This is a genomic window from Streptomyces sp. NBC_00016, assembly GCF_045040885.1.
Classification (GTDB): domain Bacteria; phylum Actinomycetota; class Actinomycetes; order Streptomycetales; family Streptomycetaceae; genus Streptomyces; species Streptomyces coriariae.
The window spans coordinates 1975174-1993007 of sequence record NZ_CP108304.1 but is presented as its reverse complement, the minus strand read 5'-3'; the positions used below and the strand labels follow the sequence as shown (position 1 = coordinate 1993007).

General features: G+C 69.6%; 14 protein-coding genes and 3 pseudogenes. 10 read left to right on the top strand and 7 right to left on the bottom strand.

Features of this window, described 5'->3' with window-relative positions:
* Positions 1-128 precede the first annotated feature (128 nt).
* Entirely contained in the window at positions 129-860 is a 732-nt protein-coding gene (locus OG933_RS08940) for a transposase (protein ID WP_405626375.1), read from the bottom strand.
* Positions 861-934: 74 nt separating this feature from the next.
* Here OG933_RS08940 and OG933_RS08935 point away from each other — a divergent pair.
* Positions 935-1351: pseudogene (locus OG933_RS08935) on the top strand (MurR/RpiR family transcriptional regulator); the annotation flags it as partial.
* A 49-nt stretch (positions 1352-1400) separates the two neighbouring features.
* Here the strand turns inward: OG933_RS08935 and hutU are convergent.
* From hutU to hutH, 5 genes are read right to left on the bottom strand one after another with little or no spacing between them, the layout of a single operon-like run.
* Positions 1401-3059 carry a urocanate hydratase gene (hutU, locus tag OG933_RS08930; protein ID WP_405633296.1) on the bottom strand — a complete coding sequence of 553 codons (1659 nt, stop codon included), beginning with the start codon at positions 3057-3059 and terminating at the stop codon, positions 1401-1403.
* A gap of 5 nt (positions 3060-3064) precedes the next feature.
* Positions 3065-3847 (bottom strand): enoyl-CoA hydratase-related protein, encoded by a 783-nt coding sequence (locus OG933_RS08925; RefSeq protein ID WP_362526774.1) that lies wholly within the window; start codon positions 3845-3847, stop codon positions 3065-3067.
* Entirely contained in the window at positions 3840-4715 is an 876-nt protein-coding gene (locus OG933_RS08920; RefSeq protein ID WP_405626373.1) for a 3-hydroxyacyl-CoA dehydrogenase family protein, read from the bottom strand. Before OG933_RS08920 ends, OG933_RS08925 begins: the two co-directional genes overlap by 8 nt.
* Before the next feature lie 20 nt (positions 4716-4735).
* Complete coding sequence (locus OG933_RS08915) at positions 4736-5959, bottom strand: CaiB/BaiF CoA transferase family protein (RefSeq protein ID WP_405626370.1); 1224 nt, start codon at positions 5957-5959, stop codon at positions 4736-4738.
* Positions 5956-7497, bottom strand: coding sequence for a histidine ammonia-lyase (gene hutH, locus OG933_RS08910; RefSeq protein ID WP_405626369.1), 1542 nt, complete (start codon positions 7495-7497; stop codon positions 5956-5958). Before hutH ends, OG933_RS08915 begins: the two co-directional genes overlap by 4 nt.
* A gap of 343 nt (positions 7498-7840) precedes the next feature.
* Between hutH and OG933_RS08905 the strand changes: the two genes are divergently transcribed.
* The 7 genes and pseudogenes from OG933_RS08905 (at position 7841) to OG933_RS08875 (ending at position 13239) form a co-directional block, all read left to right on the top strand.
* Positions 7841-8551 (top strand): IclR family transcriptional regulator, encoded by a 711-nt coding sequence (locus OG933_RS08905; protein ID WP_405626367.1) that lies wholly within the window; start codon positions 7841-7843, stop codon positions 8549-8551.
* On the top strand, positions 8548-9750 hold the full coding sequence (locus tag OG933_RS08900) for an ABC transporter ATP-binding protein (protein ID WP_405626364.1): 1203 nt from the start codon (positions 8548-8550) through the stop codon (positions 9748-9750). Before OG933_RS08905 ends, OG933_RS08900 begins: the two co-directional genes overlap by 4 nt.
* Positions 9747-10400 carry an ABC transporter permease gene (locus OG933_RS08895; RefSeq protein WP_266396739.1) on the top strand — a complete coding sequence of 218 codons (654 nt, stop codon included), beginning with the start codon at positions 9747-9749 and terminating at the stop codon, positions 10398-10400. The genes OG933_RS08900 and OG933_RS08895 overlap by 4 nt, the downstream gene beginning before the upstream one ends.
* Entirely contained in the window at positions 10397-11140 is a 744-nt protein-coding gene (locus tag OG933_RS08890; protein ID WP_266396742.1) for an ABC transporter permease, read from the top strand. Before OG933_RS08895 ends, OG933_RS08890 begins: the two co-directional genes overlap by 4 nt.
* A gap of 10 nt (positions 11141-11150) precedes the next feature.
* The gene (locus OG933_RS08885) at positions 11151-12089 is read left to right on the top strand and encodes an ABC transporter substrate-binding protein (RefSeq protein ID WP_362526757.1); all 939 of its coding nucleotides are present in this window, start codon (positions 11151-11153) and stop codon (positions 12087-12089) included.
* A 152-nt stretch (positions 12090-12241) separates the two neighbouring features.
* Positions 12242-12700: pseudogene (locus OG933_RS08880) on the top strand (transposase); the annotation flags it as partial.
* Positions 12701-12885: 185 nt separating this feature from the next.
* Positions 12886-13239 carry an aldo/keto reductase gene (locus tag OG933_RS08875; protein ID WP_405633293.1) on the top strand — a complete coding sequence of 118 codons (354 nt, stop codon included), beginning with the start codon at positions 12886-12888 and terminating at the stop codon, positions 13237-13239.
* A 226-nt stretch (positions 13240-13465) separates the two neighbouring features.
* Here the strand turns inward: OG933_RS08875 and OG933_RS08870 are convergent.
* Positions 13466-13597, bottom strand: a pseudogene (locus OG933_RS08870) (phytanoyl-CoA dioxygenase); the annotation flags it as partial.
* A gap of 429 nt (positions 13598-14026) precedes the next feature.
* Here OG933_RS08870 and OG933_RS08865 point away from each other — a divergent pair.
* On the top strand, positions 14027-17428 hold the full coding sequence (locus OG933_RS08865; RefSeq protein ID WP_405626361.1) for an RHS repeat-associated core domain-containing protein: 3402 nt from the start codon (positions 14027-14029) through the stop codon (positions 17426-17428).
* A gap of 64 nt (positions 17429-17492) precedes the next feature.
* Positions 17493-17705 carry a hypothetical protein gene (locus OG933_RS08860; protein ID WP_362526754.1) on the top strand — a complete coding sequence of 71 codons (213 nt, stop codon included), beginning with the start codon at positions 17493-17495 and terminating at the stop codon, positions 17703-17705.
* Positions 17706-17834 lie beyond the last annotated feature (129 nt).

The following is a 17834-nucleotide window of genomic DNA, read 5'->3' as shown; positions in this document are numbered from 1 at the left end:
CTGCAGCCACGGCCGCTGGAGGTCCGTCCCGAGGTTGGGTGGGAGCTGCTGTGCGATGGAAGGGGAATCCGCTGCGGGCAGGGTCGAAATCCCCCTCCGAGCTGGCGCGATCGCATGTTGGCCCCGTGTCATTTTTGCCGTGCGACGGAGACGGGTGGCCGCCATCGGCGGTACTCGTCCGGCCAGAGGGTGTCGGTGGCGGCCTGGGCCCGGGCGGCGGCCAGCAGTTCGTACTGGGGGTGGACGTTGAGGGTGCGTCCGGTCCGGGAGGTGGTGCAGCGTTCCCGTAGGGGGCAGCCGGTGCAGACGCGCTTGAACTGGGCGCCGGGGACCTCGCGGATCACCCGGCGGATCGCGGAGACGATCTGGGTGACGGTGTCCTGGGTGGCCACCGCGTCATCGAGCACTGTGGAGTCCAAAGCGCGCCGCTGCCTGCCCTTGAGCACACCGGTCGCGGCCACGACTTCCTTCACCTTGGTGAAGATCCGCGTCGGATCGGCCGAGTGGCGAAGTCGGCGCCGGAAGTACGTCAGCAGCGACGGGTCGAACGCAGTGTCGTACAGCCCGAGCCCGCAAGCGGCCTTCCACCGCAGGTCACACCGCAGTTCCTGGACCGTCTCGAAGTCCGACAGACCCTGCAGGCTCTGCAGGCTCTGCAGCACCACCGTCGCGGCCAGCACCTGCGGCGGCAGACTCGGCCGCCCGTTCGCCGACGGATACATGTCCGCGAACATCCCCGGCGGGAACAGCACCTCACGGTGTTCGGCCAGGAACGCGAACACACTCCCCACCGGGATCAACTCCCGGCAGGTCTCCCACACATCCGGCCCGACCAACTCCTCGGCCCACTCACCCTGCATGCCCACAAGACTGGCCCCGACCCTGCCGGGCCGGGCCGGGGCCAGAACCCGCAACATTTTCAGTGATCTTCTAGGCGTACGGCTTCGCCTAATTCGCCGCCAAGGTCCATCCGGACGTACGGCTGCTCAACGAGGACGGCACGATGATCCACGACCGGATCGACGCGGCCGTCCGCGCGGGCGCCTCCACGCTGCTGTGCTTCGCACTGCCCCGGCATCCCCGCGAGGTCGTGGACACGCTGACGTACGCGAAGGAGGCCGGACTGACCGTCGTCAGGGTCGCCGACTCCGCGTTCGCGGCGGTCGCCAAGGTGTCCGACCTGCTGCTCCCGGCCGCCGCCGGCACCGGGCTCGCCTTCGACACCGCCTGCGCGCCGATGCTGCTGGGCCGGGTGCTGCTGGAGGCGATCTGCGACGACCTGCCGCACGCGCAGGGCCGGCTGGAGCAGTTCGACGCGGGGGAGGTGGCGCGCGGGCTGTTCGTGGAGTGAGCGGCGGTGACCTCGGCGCGTTCTGGGAGAGCGATGCGCGTTCCGGGGATCAGACGCCTTCGCGCATAGGCACCCGGACGCCCCGCTCGTCGGCGACCGTCTCCGCGATGTCATAGCCGGCGTCGACGTGGCGGATGACGCCCATGCCGGGGTCGTTGGTCAGCACGCGGCGCAGCTTCTCGCCGGCGAGTGCGGTGCCGTCGGCGACGGAGACCTGGCCGGCGTGGATGGAGCGGCCCATGCCGACGCCGCCGCCGTGGTGGATGGAGACCCAGGACGCGCCGGAGGCCACGTTGACCATGGCGTTGAGCAGCGGCCAGTCGGCGATCGCGTCGGAGCCGTCGAGCATGGCTTCGGTCTCGCGGTACGGGGAGGCGACGGAGCCCGAGTCGAGGTGGTCGCGGCCGATGGCGAGCGGGGCGGCCAGCTCGCCACTGGCGACCATGTCGTTGAACCGCTCGCCGGCCTTGTCCCGCTCGCCGTAGCCGAGCCAGCAGATACGGGCAGGCAGGCCCTGGAAGTGGACGCGCTCGCCGGCCATCTTGATCCAGCGGTGCAGGGATTCGTTCTCCGGGAAGAGCTCCAGGATCGCCTTGTCGGTCTTGTGGATGTCGGAGGCCTCACCGGACAGGGCGGCCCAGCGGAAGGGCCCCTTGCCCTCGCTGAACAGCGGCCGGATATAGGCAGGCACGAAGCCGGGGAAGGCGAACGCCCGCTCGTATCCGGCGAGTTGGGCCTCGCCGCGGATCGAGTTGCCGTAGTCGAAGACCTCGGCGCCGGCGTCCATGAAGCCGACCATCGCCTCGACGTGCTTGGCCATGGACTCACGGGCGCGGGTGGTGAAGCCCGCCGGGTCCTTGGCCGCGGCGTCGGCCATGTCGTCGAAGTCGACGCCGATGGGGAGGTAGGCGAGGGGGTCGTGGGCCGAGGTCTGGTCGGTCACGATGTCGATGGGGGCGCCCTCGGCGAGCATCTGCGGGAGCAGTTCGGCCGCGTTGCCGAGCAGGCCGATCGACAGAGGCCGGCGGGCGTCCCGGGCCTCCACCGCCAGCTGCAGGGCGTGCTGCAGCGAGTCCGCGCGCACGTCGAGGTAGCGGTGCTCGATACGGCGCTCGATGGCGCGCGGGTCGACGTCGATACAGATCGCGACGCCGTCGTTCATGGTCACGGCGAGGGGCTGCGCGCCGCCCATGCCGCCGAGGCCGGCCGTCAGGGTGATCGTGCCCGCGAGGGTGCCGCCGAACTTCTTCGCGGCGACGGCGGAGAAGGTCTCGTAGGTGCCCTGGAGGATGCCCTGCGTACCGATATAGATCCAGGAACCGGCGGTCATCTGCCCGTACATGGTCAGGCCCAGGGCCTCCAGGCGGCGGAACTCCTCCCAGTTGGCCCAGTCGCCGACCAGGTTGGAGTTGGCGATCAGGACACGCGGGGCCCACTCGTGGGTCTGCATCACCCCCACCGGACGGCCGGACTGCACCAGCATCGTCTCGTCCTGCTTCAGGGTCCGCAGGGTGCGGACCATCGCGTCGAACGACCGCCAGTCCCGCGCCGCCTTTCCCGTGCCGCCGTAGACGACGAGCTTGTCGGGGTGCTCGGCGACTTCCGGATCCAGGTTGTTCTGCAGCATCCGCAGCGCCGCCTCCTGCTGCCAGCCCTGCGCGCTGAGCGCGCTCCCGCGGGGAGCGCGCACGGTCCTCGGTCCAGAAATTCCAGTCATCGTTCGTTGCTCCGGCGCTTGTCGAGGAAGGCCCGCAGGCCCTGGGTGTGGTCGTCGGTGGAGGCGTTGAGGGCGGCCAGGCGGCGTTCGGTGCGGATGCCGGCGGAGAGGGGCGTCTCGAAGGCCGTCAGCACCGCCTCCTTCGCCAGTCGGACCGCGGTCGCGGGGTGGGCGGCGATGGTGCGGGCCGTGTCGTGGGCGGTGCGGTCGAGCTGGTCGGGGGGTACGACGCGGCTGACGAGGCCGGCGGCGAGGGCTTCGGGGGCGGTGATGGTGCGGCCGGTGAGGATCATGTCCATCGCGAGGGCCTTGCCGACCGCGCGGACGAGGCGTTGGGTGCCACCCGCACCGGGGATCGCACCGAGACGCAGCTCGGGCTGGCCGAAGCGGGCGGTGTCCGAGGCGATGACGAGGTCGCAGATCATGGCGAGTTCGCAGCCGCCACCCAGGACATGACCGTTGACCGCCGCGACGAGAGGGATGCGGGTGGCGTACAGGGCCTCCCACAGGTCGCTGAAGTCGTCGAGGTACGTGCCGACCGGGCCGGACTCCGAGAGTTCCGCCAGGTCGGCGATGTCGGCGCCGGCCGCGAAGAGGCGTTCCGTGCCGCTGATGACGACGCAGCGGACGTCGGGGTCGGCGTCCCAGGTGCGTACGGCGTCCAGCAGAGCCGTCATCATGGCGCGGCTCAGCGCGTTGGCCGCTTCGGGGCGGTGGAGGCGGACGTGGCCGACCGCGTCCTCGGTACGGGTCAGAATGGTGCCGGTGCCGTCAGCCATCGTGGGTCAACTGCCTGACAATGGCGTCCCGGTGGGCCTTGACCCGGTCGGCCCGTTCGCCGGGCCACTCGTAGAAGCCGCGTCCCGACTTGGCGCCCAGAGCGCCTTCGGCCACCAGTTTCCTCACGGACTCCGGCACCTCGGCCGAGCGGCTCAGCTCGGGCATCAGGATCGTCGACACCTGCTCGACCACGTCCAGCCCGGCCAGGTCCATCAGCTCCAGTGGGCCGCAGGCAGCCCAGCGTGGGGCGAGCGTCGTACGGACCGCCAGGTCGGCGTCCGCCGCGGAGGTCACGCCCGACTCCACCAGGTGCAGCACCTCCCGCAGCACCGCGTACTGGATACGGTTGACGACGAAGCCGGGGACATCCGCCCGTACGACGACGGGCAGCTTGCCGAGCCGCCGGGTCAGCGACTCGGCGCGCTCCATCGCCGTCGCGGTGGTGGCCTCGCCGGCGACGAGTTCGACGAGCGGCATGACCGGCGCGGGATTGAACCAGTGCATGCCGAGGAACCGGCCGGGATCGTCAAGTGCCGTGCCCAGCAGGGTGATCGGCACGCTGGAGGTGTTGGTGGTGAGCAGGCAGTCCGGTGTCACCGCGGCCTCGATCGAGGCGAGGACGTCCTGCTTGAGGGCGACCACTTCGGCGACGTTCTCGCTCACCACGTCCGCGCCGTCCAGCGCCTCCGCCAGCGAACGCGTGCGGAGGACCTCGTCCGGGACGAGGGCGCGCGCGGCGTCCAGGGTGGCTTCGCTGCGGGACCACAGGGCGACCCGGCAGCCCGCTCGGGCGAAGACCTGGGCGATGCCCGCGCCCATGGTCCCGGCGCCGATCACCGCCACGGTGGGTAGTTTCTTCTCCGGCATGTCTCTCTCCATTCGAGGGCTCAGATCGCGCCACGGGCGCGCAGGCCCGCGATCTCGGCGGGGCTCAGCCCGAGCGCGGCGGCCAGCACCTCGTCCGTGTGCTGCCCGAGGACCGGCGCGGGTGCGGGGGCGGCGGGCTGCGCTCCGGAGAAGCGGACGGGCTGACGCATCACGGCGACCTCGCCGGCCACCGGGTGCCGTGCGGTGCCCAGCAGCTGTCGCTGCCGCGCGTGGTCGCTGTCCAGGGCCTCCTTGAGGCTCCAGATGGGACCGGCCGGTACGCCCGCCGCCTCCAGCCGGTTCACGGCCTCGTCGACCGTCAGGCCACGCGTCCAGTTCTCGATCAGTACCCGGAGTTCGGCGTGGTGGCGGGCGCGCTGAGCGTCCGTGGCGAAGCGGGGGTCGTCGAGGAGTTCGGGCATGCCGGTCTCCTTGCACAGACGGGCGAAGAGGGCGTCGTTGGCGACCGCGAGGACGACCTGTCCGTCGCGGGCGGGGAAGCTGTCCATGGGGGCGGAGACCGGATGACGGTTGCCGATCCGCTCGGGTTCGGTGCCGTCGGCGGTGAACTGGGACAGCGACACGACGAGCAGGGACAGCACGGAGTCGAGCATGGCGACATCCACGTGCTGCCCGTGCCCGGTGACGTCGCGTTGCCGGAGCGCGGCCAGGGCACCGTACGAGCCGTACATCCCGGCGACGACGTCGCCGATGGACTCGCCGACGCGGGTCGGGCCGGTGCCGGGCCAGCCGGTGAGGCTCATGATGCCGCCCATGGCCTGGATGATGTGGTCGTAGGCGGGGCGGTGGGCGAGTGGTCCGGTCTGGCCGAAGCCGGAGATGCTGACGTACACCAGGCGCGGGTTGACGGCGGCCAGGGTGTCGTAGTCGATGCCGAGGCGGGCGGTGACGCCGGGCCTGTAGTTCTCGATCAGGATGTCCGTGTCGCGCACCAGGCGGTGCAGCAGGTCGCGGCCCTCGTCGGACTTCAGGTTGAGGGTGATGCCGCGTTTGCCCCGGTTGAGCATCATGAAGTACGAGCTCTCGCCGTTGATGTGCGGGGCGAAGTGCCGGGAGTCGTCGCCGGCGCCGGGCATCTCGACCTTGGTGACCTCGGCTCCGAGGTCACCGAGCAGCGCCCCGCAGAGCGGACCGGCCAGGACCCGGGAGAGGTCGAGGACCTTGACGCCGGACAGCGGGCCTTTCTGATCTGCGTTGTTCTCGCTCGTCACCGTGCTCTTCATCGGGCCAGTCCTCCCACTACTGCTTCCACGGCCGCCACGAGGCTGCCGTCCGCGACCAGCTCCCGGGCCGCCGCGAGGTCGGGGTACATCTCGCGGTCCTCCTCCAGGGCGGCCACCCGCTCCCGGACCGCTCGGTACGCGGCCCCCGTCCCGGCTCCCGGGCGCAGGGTGCCGTGGTGCTCCAGCCCCTGCGCCGCCGCCAGGATCTCGATGCCGAGGCCCTGCTGTGCGTACTCGACCGCCTGCCGGGCCTGCCAGCCGGCGGGGACGCCCATGCTGACGTGGTCCTCCTGCATCGCCGAGGTCGGGATGTTGTGCACGGAGGCGGGCTGGGCGAGTGCGCGGGCCTCGGCGGCCAGCGAGGCGGCGACGTACTGCGGGATCATGAAGCCGGAGTCCTCGCCGCCGGGGGCCGCCAGGAAGGCCGGCAGTTCGCTGAAGTGGGCGTTGGTGAGGCGGTCGGTGCGGCGCTCGGAGATGTTGAGCAGGTGGGTGACGGCGATGGCGAGGACGTCCAGCGCCATGGCGACCGGGGCGCCGTGGCCGTTGCCGCCGGTGTGGGCGGTGAGCTCGTCGCCGGCGACGGAGAACAGCGGGTTGTCGGTGACCGAGTTGGCCTCGATGGTGACCGTGCGCTCGGCGTAGTCCAGCGCGTCGCGCACGCTGCCGTGGACCTGGGGCGCGCAGCGCAGGCTCAGCGGGTCCTGGAGGCGGTGGTGACGGTGCGCCGCCACGATCGCGCTGCCGTCGAGCAGGGCGCGCAGGTTCGCGGCGGTGGCCGCCTGGCCGGGGTGCGGGCGGACCTGCTGGACGCGGGGGTCGAAGGCGCGGTCGTTGCCGCGCAGGGCCTCCAGGCTCATCGCCGCCGCTATGTCGGCGGCGGCGGTCAGCAGCCGGGCGTCGTGGACGGCGAGCGCCGCCATCGCGGTCACCTCGTACGTGCCGCTGACCAGGGCGTGACCCTCGCGGGGGCCCAGTTCGAGAACGGGCAGACCGGCGCGGCGCATCGCCTCGGCGCCGGGCAGCAGCTCGCCCTCGAAGTACGCCCGGCCGAGACCGGCCGTGACCAGGCCGATGTGTGCGGTGCCGATCAGATAGCCGACCGAGCCGCGGCCGGGGGACCAGGGGGTGACGCCTCGGTTGAGCATCGCGACGAGGGTCTCGACCAGACCGAGGCCCACTCCGCTGCGGCCCTGGGCCATCGCCCGCACGATCAGGAGGATCATGGCGCGCATGACTTCGGGCGGGTAGGGCTCGCCCACCCCGCAGGCATGGCTCTTGAGCATCTTCAGCTGGGCCGACGACACCTGCTCCGGGGCGACCGACACGTCGTAGAGGTCGCCGACGCCCGTGGTGAGCCCGTAGACGGGCGGTCCGTCCGCGTCGAGGCCCGCGAGCATCCGGACGCGCATGCCCTTGACCGCCAGGGCGGCTTCCTCGGTGAGCAGCACCGGGGCGCCGTGGCGCGCCACCGCCACGATGTCGTCAATGGACAGCGGCGTGGATCCGATGGCCACCGGCTCCCGAGAATCACTCACGGTATTCCTTCCCAGCGGTGCGTGTGTATGGAGTCGGACGCTATGGACGCCCGGTTTCGCGTCTCACTCGCCGAGGTTTCTGCCCGATGAAACCCGATTGCCACCAGGTGGCAGAGCGGCCTGCTCAGGATGCCCTTTCGGGCTCCGCGCATATCTGTGGCAGTGCAATCCGGCCCTTCGGGGAGCATTTCCCCTGCCGGGTAGTGACTCTTCGTGCGCAAATCGCCACCATGCGTTTCGCGTATTCCGTCCGGTGGCAATCGGGATTCACTCAACAGAAACCGTACTGAATACATCTGAAAAGAACCGTCCCTAGTGTTGCCACCTATTCAGGAGGTGGGGCATGGGCGAAACGTCGACACGGACTGCGGAGCGGGCGATGGCTCTGCTCGGCGTGGTCTGCGAGCACGGGGCCATCACCCTGGCGGAGAGCGCCCGGGAGACCGGGCTGGCGGCCAGCACCGCGCTGCGCCTCTTGCGCGCGCTGGAGAACGGCGGTTTCGTACGACGCGAGGCCGACGGATCGTTCCGCCCCGGCACCCGGATCGTGCAGTTCGGGGCACGGGCCCTGAGTCACGAGTCCCTGGTGCCGTACTGCCGCGAGGCGATGGAACGGATCGTCGCGGTGACCCGGGAGTCGGTGTACCTGAGCATCCCCTCGCACGAGGACACCGCCCTGTACATCGCGATCACCGAGGGCACTCACTCGGTCCGGCACACCAGTTGGGTGGGCCGGACGATCCCCCGGCGCGCCAGCGCGGTCGGGGCGGTGTTCGCGGGGGAGACGCCGGCCCGGGGTTACGTCGTCGTGGAGGACGGCGTCGAGAACGACGTCACCGCGATCGCGGCACCACTGCTCACCGGGTCCAGGGTGATCGCCGCCCTGAGCGTGGTGGTCCCCGACTACCGGCTGCGCGGCGACAAGGTCGTACGGATCGGGGCCCGGCTCGCCGGTGAGGCCCACGACCTGTCGCGTTCGCTCGGCGGGCAGCTACCGCCGCCGGCACAGCTGGCACAGCCGACATACGGCACCGTAACGGAGAGAATGTCATGATCCGATTCGACAACGTCACCAAGGCATATCCGGACGGTACGGTCGCCGTCGACCGGCTCAGTCTGGAGGCACCGACCGGGAAGATCACCGTTCTGGTGGGGCCGTCCGGCTGCGGCAAGACCACCTCCATGCGCATGGTCAACCGCCTGATCGAGCCCACCTCCGGCACCATCACGCTGGGCGGACAGCCGGTCTCCGGGACCGACGCCACCGAGCTGCGGCGGAAGATCGGTTACGTCATCCAGCACGCCGGCCTCTTCCCGCACAAGAACGTCGCCGACAACGTCATGGCGCTGCCCCGGCTCCTCGGGCTCGGCCGCCGCGAGGCCCGGACCCGGGCCCTGGAACTGCTGGAACGGGTCGGCCTCGGCCCGCAGTTCGCCGACCGCTACCCCTGGCAGTTGTCCGGCGGCCAGCAGCAGCGCGTCGGTGTCGCCCGCGCGCTGGCCGCCGACCCGCCCTACCTGCTGATGGACGAGCCGTTCAGCGCCGTCGACCCGGTCGTACGCGCCCAGTTGCAGGAGGAGTTCCTCCGCCTCCAGCGCGAGATCGGCAAGACGATCGTGCTGGTCACCCATGACATCGACGAGGCGCTCAAGCTCGGCGACCAGGTCGCGGTGCTCCGCGAGGGCGGGCGGCTCGCACAGGCCGCGGCCCCGGCCGAGCTGCTGGCCCGGCCCGCCGACGCCTTCGTCGCGGGCTTCGTCGGCCGTGACCGGGGCTACCGGGCGCTGGGCTTCGCCGGTACGGGAGACGGCGTGATTCCCGCCGCCGAGCCTGCTGTCGTGCTCGGCGCGACGCGCGCCGAGGCCGAGGCGGCGGCGCTGGACGGCTGGATCCTGGTCACCGCCCCCGGCGGTGAGCCGGTCGGCTGGGCCGCGCTCGACCGGCTCGACGGCGACCGGGTCACCGAGCAGGACCTCAACCTCAGCGCCACCACGGCCCGTACGGACGGCACCCTCCGCGAACTGCTGGACGCGGCACTGTCCTCTCCCAGCGGTCGCGGTGTCCTGGTCGACGCCGAAGGACACCTGGCCGGGACCGTGTCGCCGACAGCCGTGGCCCGCGCGATCGAAGAGGCCGCGTCGGTGACCGCCCCTGCGGGGGCCATCGCTGGGTCCGCCGTCGAGTCCGCCGCGGGGGCCACCGCTGGGTCCGTCGAGCCCGCCGTCGAGGCCCCCGCCGGGAGCCACCTGTGACCGCCGCGGAATGGCTCCGCCACAACGCCGGAGAGATCGCCGACCTCACCGCATGGCACCTCTGGCTGTCCATACTGCCGCTGCTCATCGGCCTGCTGGTCGCGCTGCCGCTGGGCCGGCTGGCCCACCGCAGCCGCCGGCTCTACCCGATGCTGGTGGCGCTGGCCGGGCTGGTCTACACGGTGCCCTCCCTCGCTCTGTTCATCCTGCTGCCGAAGTTGCTCGGCACCCGGATCCTCGACCCGGTCAACGTGGTCATCGCGCTGAGCGTCTACACAACGGCGCTCCTGGTGCGGGTCGTGGCCGACGGGCTGGCGGCCGTACCCGCCGACGTCATCCAGTCCGCCCACGCCATGGGCTACCGGTCGCACCAGCGGCTGATACGGATCGAACTGCCCATCGCCGTACCGGTCATCGCCGCCGGGCTGCGGGTCGCGGCGGTCTCCAACGTCAGCATCGTGTCGATGGCTGCGCTGCTCGGTGTGCCGCAGCTCGGCTCGCTGTTCACGCAGGGCTTCCAGCTGCACTTCTTCACCCCGATCGTCACCGGCGTCGTACTGAGCCTGGTCATCGCGCTGGTGCTGGACGGGCTGATCCTGCTCGCCGGCCACTCGCTCACCCCTTGGCAGCCCAGGAGGTCCGCCCGATGAGCACGAGCATCACCGGCTGGCTCACCAATCCCGTCAACTGGAGCGGTCCCGACGGCATCCCCGCCCAGACCCTGGCCCACCTCGAGCTGTCCGGCATGGCGCTGGCCATCGCCCTCGTCATCGGCGTGCCCGTCGGCCTCCTGATCGGTCACACCGGGCGCGGCGCCTTCCTGGTCGGCGGCCTCGCCAACGCGCTGCGTGCCCTGCCGACGCTGGGTGTGCTGATGATCGCGGTGCTGCTGATCACCCCGCACATCGCCTCCGACCTGGCGTTCACCATTCCGAGCCTGATCGTGCTCGTCCTGCTCGCGGTGCCGCCGATCCTGACCAACACCTACGCGGGTGTCTTCGCGGTGGACGCCGCCGCCGTCGACGCCGCGCGCGGCATGGGCTGGCGTGGCCGGGACATCCTGCTGCGCGTTCAACTGCCGTGCGCGCTGCCGCTGATCCTGTCCGGGATCCGGGCCGCGGCGCTGCAGATCATCGCGACCGCGACCGTGGCTGCTTACGTCTCGCTCGGCGGTCTCGGCCGGTTCCTCATCGACGGCCTCGCCCAGAGCGACTACGCGCAGATGGCGGGCGGAGCGATCCTCGTCGCCGCGCTCGCCCTGGCCGTCGAACTCCTCCTGCTCGGGCTGGCCAGGCTCCTCGTCTCGCCCGGCCTCACCCGCAGGGTCTCCCGCCGCACTTCCCCTCCCGCAGTACCGGCATCCGCCACCGCCACCGCCACCGCACAGTGAAGAGAGTCCCATGAACAGCGCGTCCACAAGAAGCAAGAAGCTCCTCGGCCTCGCGGCCTTGACCGCCACCGGCGCCCTCGTCCTCACCGCGTGCGGCAGCGGCGGTGACCCGATGAGCACCAGCGCCACGGCCGGCGCCTCGTCCGCCGCCGACACCATCACCGTCGGGTCGGCGAACTTCACGGAGAGCCAACTCCTCGCCACCATCTACGCGGAGGCGCTGAAGGCCAAGGGCGTCAAGGTCAAGACCCGGCTGAACATCGGCAGCCGGGAGACGTACATCCCCGCGCTCAAGGACGGCTCGATCGATCTCCTCCCGGAGTACACGGGCGCGCTGCTCCAGTACTTCGACCCGAAGACGAAGGCCAGCAGCCCGGCCGAGGTCTCCGCCGCGCTGACCAAGGCGCTGCCCTCCGGCATCTCCGCGCTCAAGCAGTCCACGGCGGAGGACAAGGACGTGCTGGCCGTCACCCAGAAGACGGCGACCGCCCACGACCTCACCACCATCTCCGACCTCGCCCCGGTGGCCGGCACGATGGCACTGGGCGCACCGCCGGAGTGGAAGACCCGGGTCAACGGCGTGGTCGGGCTGAAGAGCGTCTACGGGTTGTCCTTCAAGAAGTTCGTCTCGCTGGACGCCGGAGGCCCGCTGACCCTCGCCGCCATCACCAACAACCAGGTGCAGGTCGGTGACCTGACCAGCACGGACCCCGCCATCGCCAAGAACAAGCTCGTCACCCTCAAGGACGACAAGAACCTCTTCCTGGCCGAGAACATCCTGCCCGTCATCAACAAGGACAAGGTCACCCCCACCGTCACCAGCACTCTCAACGCCGTGTCCGCGGCGCTGACCACCGAGGGACTCATGGAGCTGAACGGCAAGGTCGCCAAGCTCGACGACATGAGCGACGTCGCCAAGGCCTGGCTCACGTCCGCCGGTCTGAGCTGATCTCCATCGCCTTCTCAGCCTCGTCTCACGTTCTCTCGCTAATCTGGGTCTTCGAACTTGAGCGGTGTGCCCTTCGTGTGCGCTGACTGACAGTCACTGCATGGTGGTGGGTGGACTGTGGGACTGTAAGACGTTCGGTGTAACTCCCGATCATGGAAGATGCATCGATGACCAGTGAGAACGTGACCGATCCCAAGCCTGTCGAGTCGGCAGAGGCGGTGTCGGCGAAGGCCGTGGACGACCAGTTGATCGACGAGCTGGTGCACCGGGCCCAGGCCGAGGGCCTGCAGCTGACAGGCGAGGGCGGGCTGCTGCAGCAACTGACCAAGCGGCTGCTGGAGTCCGCCCTGGAGGGCGAGACCACCGACCACCTCGGCTATGACAAGCACGATGCGGCCGGCAAGAACGGCGGCAACTCCCGCAACGGCAAACGCTCCAATACCGTGCTGACCGACGTGGGCCCGGTGGAGATAATCGTGCCCCGCGACCGCGACGGCTCCTTCGAACCGAAGATCGTCAAGAAGCGGCAGAAGCGCCTGACCGGCGTCGACGAGATGGTCATCCCACTCGCCGCGAAGGGCGTGACCACCGGCGAGGGACAGGCCCGCTGGACCATGCGCTGGAAGACCGCACTGAACGCCTTCGACATCACCTTCGACGGACGCCTCTCCGCAGCCCGTCAGTAACTCCAACAACCCGAGTTACACCGCTCGTTTGACAGACCCGCACGCAGGCAATGAACGCTGGCGGCTCCTCGTGGTCACCTCCGTCCTCGATCCTGAGCGAGTAGACACCCCTGCCAGGTCGGCCACCTCGCTGCGTCGCAGACCGGGCACACGGCGGGTGCCGCCGTGATCGACGAGGCCGAACCCGTCTGGGTACCTCCGGACTGAAGATCAGCCGCATCGCACTCGGATGCATGAGCTTCGGCGACACCTCGCAGATGCCGTGGGCCCTGGACGACGACGGCGCCGAACCGATCTTCCGCCAGGCCGTCGAGTCCGGGATCACCTTCTGGGACACCGCCAACATCTACGCCTACGGCACCTCCGAGGAGATCGTGGGCCGCGCGATCAAGAAGTACACGAAACGCGACGACGTCGTCCTGGCGACCAAGCTGTTCAACCCCATGCACGACGGACCCGGGTGAATGGGCTGTCGTGGTGGTCCGTGCAGTTGGTGCAGGAGGGCGTCTCACCAGCCACTGTCACCGCCCAGTCCGACAGGGCCGCGTCGCGTGGGACAGGTGGGAGCGGGGCCCTCTCGTTTTTCCCCCCCCGTTGGCCACCCCCTGGCACAACACGGCCTGTCACACGGCTGGTTGGTCCACCCGTCCGGGCGGAAGCCCGAAATGCCACGAGAGGGGGCCTTGGCGGCGGGTTGGCCACGTTGACCTGGGAGGTCACCTGGTAGGCGGGGCCGAGCCAGGCCTCGGCGATCAGCTCCAGGACGTCGTTGGCGTAGTAGTCGGCGAACACCTCCGGCGCGCGTACAGCCACCTTGTCCAGGGTGGGGCCGGGACGGCGCGGGCGTGTCCAGGCCGGCCTTCGCGGCAATCTCAGGCGGGGTGATGCCGCACACTCACCGCTACAGGCGGTGGCGGGAATCCGAGCCACCACCCCGGCCCAGCAGTAAAGCAGCAGGCCAGTTGTTCTTTGCGGGTTGGGATCGCACACCTTCTCAATAGTTGTCGGATGGAAAGCTTTCGGTCAACCGTCGACGGCGAAGCCCTCACCGATGACGCGCCAACCGGGGAGACCCGTCATCTTTCTTACCTTCTGAGGGCTTTGTACGACTGGAGGGGAGGGGCTGGTTTCCGCCCGTATGACGGACGGGATCACGGGAACAGCCCGAGCTCTTGTGCGATTGCCGTGACAAGTTGTGGGCGCCTGGTGGCCGCCGGGGTTGCTGGGATCTGCTTTCTATGGGGGGAAGCCATGCACACGCGTGTCTTCGGCATGCCGTCACAGCGTGCCCGTAAGAGATCCACCCGCCTGCCGGCGCTGGCTCTCGTCGCGATCACCGCGCTGTCCGCTTCGGTGCTTGCGGGCGCGAGCGCGGTGGCTGACGAGACCAAACCTGCCACGGTGTGGGGCTCGGGCAGCCCCGACTTCAGCATGCCGACGGTGAAGGTCGGCTCGAACAGGCCGGTGGCATCCAAGGCGGCGACCAATCCGACGAGCGATGCTCTTGTGCCCTGGTCGCGTGGCCAGCGCGAGCGTGCCAAGGGCGGCTCCGGAAAGGCGAATGCGTCCGCGGCCGCCGGTGATGCCGCGATCCTGAGCGTGGTGCCGGAGGGACAGGGTGACGTCCCCTGGCATCGCTACACCAGCTTCGCAATCACCGACGCACTGACCGCGCGGATCGACTACTCCACCGGCAACCTGATGCTGACGGCGACCGACTTCGACGTCGCCGGCGTGGGACAGCGCCTTATGCTGGCGCGGACGTACAACTCGCTGGACGCTCCCTGGGGGAAGGTCACCCAGCGCTGGTGGCAGCAGTACGAGCGCTACCTGTCGATCTCCTCCACCGAGGCGGTTTTCTACGACGCCTCGGGAGCAACCGTCCGCTTCACCAAGAACAGCGACGGCACCTTCACCACACCCAAGGGCTACTCGCAGGACCTGAAGAAGAATTCCGACGGTACCTACACGCTCACCAAGTGGAAGTCGGGCGCCAAGGACACCTACGACGCGAACGGGACGCTGACCAAGGTCACCGACCGCAACAAGGGAACGATCACCGTTGCCCAGCACGACGAGGGCAGCGAGCACAAGGGCTTCGAGTTGACCGACACCCGCTCGGGCCGCTGGATCGACCTCCTCAAGACGGACGCCTCACAGTGGCAGGCCAAGGACAACACCGGCCGCACCGCCGTGTTCAACCTCGACAGCGCGGGCAATCTGGCCGGCACCACCGACACGGAGGGCAAGACCGTCGCCTTCCGGTACGACACCTCCGGCCGCATAGACAAGATCACCACCGCTGAGGGCCGGGTCACCGTCTTCACCTACGACGACACCAACCGCGTCACGTCCATGCTGCGCGGCACCGGCTTCGACAGCGACGGCCACACCGGCCCCACGTGGACCTACGCCTACAGCGCCGGCTCTCCGACCGCGGCGGGCATCACCACTGCGACCGACCCTGAGCTCCACGCCACCAAGTACACCCACGATGGCGACGGCCAGGTCACCGAGGTCCTGGACGCTCTCCAGCACAAGCGTTCCACGAAGTTCGACGCGAACCACAACATCGACACCGCCGTCGACGCGATGGGCTCGGGCACCACCCCGGGCAACGTCACCGACTACGGCTTCGACGCCCGCAACAACCTCGAGACCGCTGTCGCACCGACGGGCGGCAAGACGGTCAATACCTGGCAGACCGTCGCCGGCGGCGACGTGCCCAAGGACTCCACCAACGCCGACGGGGAGAAGACCTCCTTCACCTACGACACGGCAGGCAACACCAAGTCCGTGGCACAGACGGGAACCGGCGGCGGCAGCGTCTCCTACGACTACAACCCCGCCACCCCCACCTGCGGCGGCTTCGAAGGCCAGCGCTGTGCGCAGAAGACGAAGATGACGTCGACGAAGACGGTCACCACCGACTTCCATTACGACGCCAAGGGCAACCTGGACTGGGCCAAGCCCCCGGCGCCGCTGGACAAGGCGACATACACCTACGACGCCCTGGGCCGTACCGAGACCGTCACCGATGCCCGCGGCATCAAGACCGTCTACGTCTACGACAGCCTCGACCGCATCAAGACGGTGTCCTCCACCGACGACACCGTCCGCTACTGGTACGACGGTGACGGCAACCTCACCCAGCGCTCGGACGCCACCGGCACCATCAAGTACGACTTCGACCCGCTGCAGCGGGAGACGGTCCGCCATCTGCAGGACGGCTCCCAGACCTTGCTCGCCTACACCCCGGCCGGAAACGTCGACTACTACCAGGACCCCGCCGGCAAGGTCGACTACACCTGGAACGAGGTCAACAAGCTCACCGAACTGAAGGACCCGCAGGGCCGGTCGACGACGTACAAGTACGACAGCAACGACGTCCGCACCACCACCGCCTACCCCGGCGGCACGGTGCAGAAGATCACCCCTGACGCGTCCAGCCGCCCCAAGGCCATCAAGGTCACCTCCGGTCAGGGCACCCTGGTCGACCTGGCCTACACCTACGGCTACGGCACCGACGGGACCATCGACGGCGACAAGATCCGCACCAGCGCCGACGGCGTCACCGGGCTCAAGCGGACCTACAGCTATGACGGGGCCGGCCGCTTCTCCTACGCCAAGGAGGAGAAGGGCGGCACGATCGCCGACTCCTGGCAGTACTGCTACGACCTGGCCGGCAACCTCACCTCCCAGGGCACCGAGCAGGGCTGCCCGCGCGGCACCACCTACACGTACAACGACGCCCAGGAACTCACCGGCAAGTCCAGCACCACGGGCACCTGGTCCTACGACGCGATCGGCAACGAGACCGCCGCGGCCTCCACCGACGACTACATCCGTACGGGCGAGAAGTGGTCGGATCACTCGCAGATGACGTCGATCACGGTGAACGGCAAGACGTACGCGGGACAGTACGGTTCGACCGACCAGAGCGAACGCGTCAGCCTCGGCGACACCTACTTCCACAACGGCCCGCTCGGCCTCTCCGCCAAGTCCGCGGCAGGGACGGACATGGGCTTCAACCGTGAACCCGGGGGCACCTTGAACTCCATGACGACCGGAGGCAAGACCTACTTCTACCTGACCGACGCGATCGGCAGCGTCATCGGTCTGGCGGACGAGGACGGCAACAAGGTCGACAGCTACGCCTACAGCCCCCGCGGTGTGCGCATCCTGGCCCAGTCCACCGAACCGGTCGCCCAGCCCTACCGCTTCGCCGGCAACTACCAGGACCCCACCGGCCTGTACCACCTGCAGGCCCGCTACTACGACGCCAACATCGGCCGCTTCACCCAGCCCGACCCCTCCGGCCAGGAACAGAACCCCTACCTGTACGCCGAAGGCGACCCCGTCAACCGCATCGACCCCCAGGGCACCCTCAGCCTCAGCTCCGTAGCGGGTGCTCTGGGCCCGGCCGGGGACTTCGTGACGGGTGCCGCGCACCTGTACCAGGGGGACTCCAGGGCCCTGTGGGGAGATGTCGCCGGCGTGGTGGCCGGTGGCCTGGCCGGAGCAGCCTGCGGCGCCGCCGTGACCGCGTCCGCGCCCGCGACGCTGGGAGGTTCGCTGGGAGCCGCGGCCGGCTGCTACGCCATCTCGTGGAGTGTGGGACAGATCGCCTCCAACGCGGTCAGCGGAGGTTAGAACCCGATGTCCGGGGCCGACGCCAGGCTCGGTCAGGCCCCGGACCCCTACCAAAGGAGTGCACATGCCGAACGTCGGATGGTCCGTGGAGCAGCGTGCGGCGGTGAAGCGGTGGATGCTGTTCACGTCACTGTTCGCCGTGGCCGGAGTCATCCTGTCCGTGGCGTTGATCGCGGCGGGCAACTCGGGCGGCTGGGTGCTCCTGCTCCTCACCGTCTGCATCTTCGGGGCCTGCTGTCTCTACATCGGAAACATCAAGAAAAAGCAGCCTCGTTGAACCGCTCGAGTGCGGCTGGCTGATGGGCAACTGACACCCGGCACGACCCGGCGGCGTGCCGGCCCCTGATTTGGGGTCGGCGCGCCGCGGCATGTGCACCCCCTGACCCGGCCGTCTCATGGACGAGGC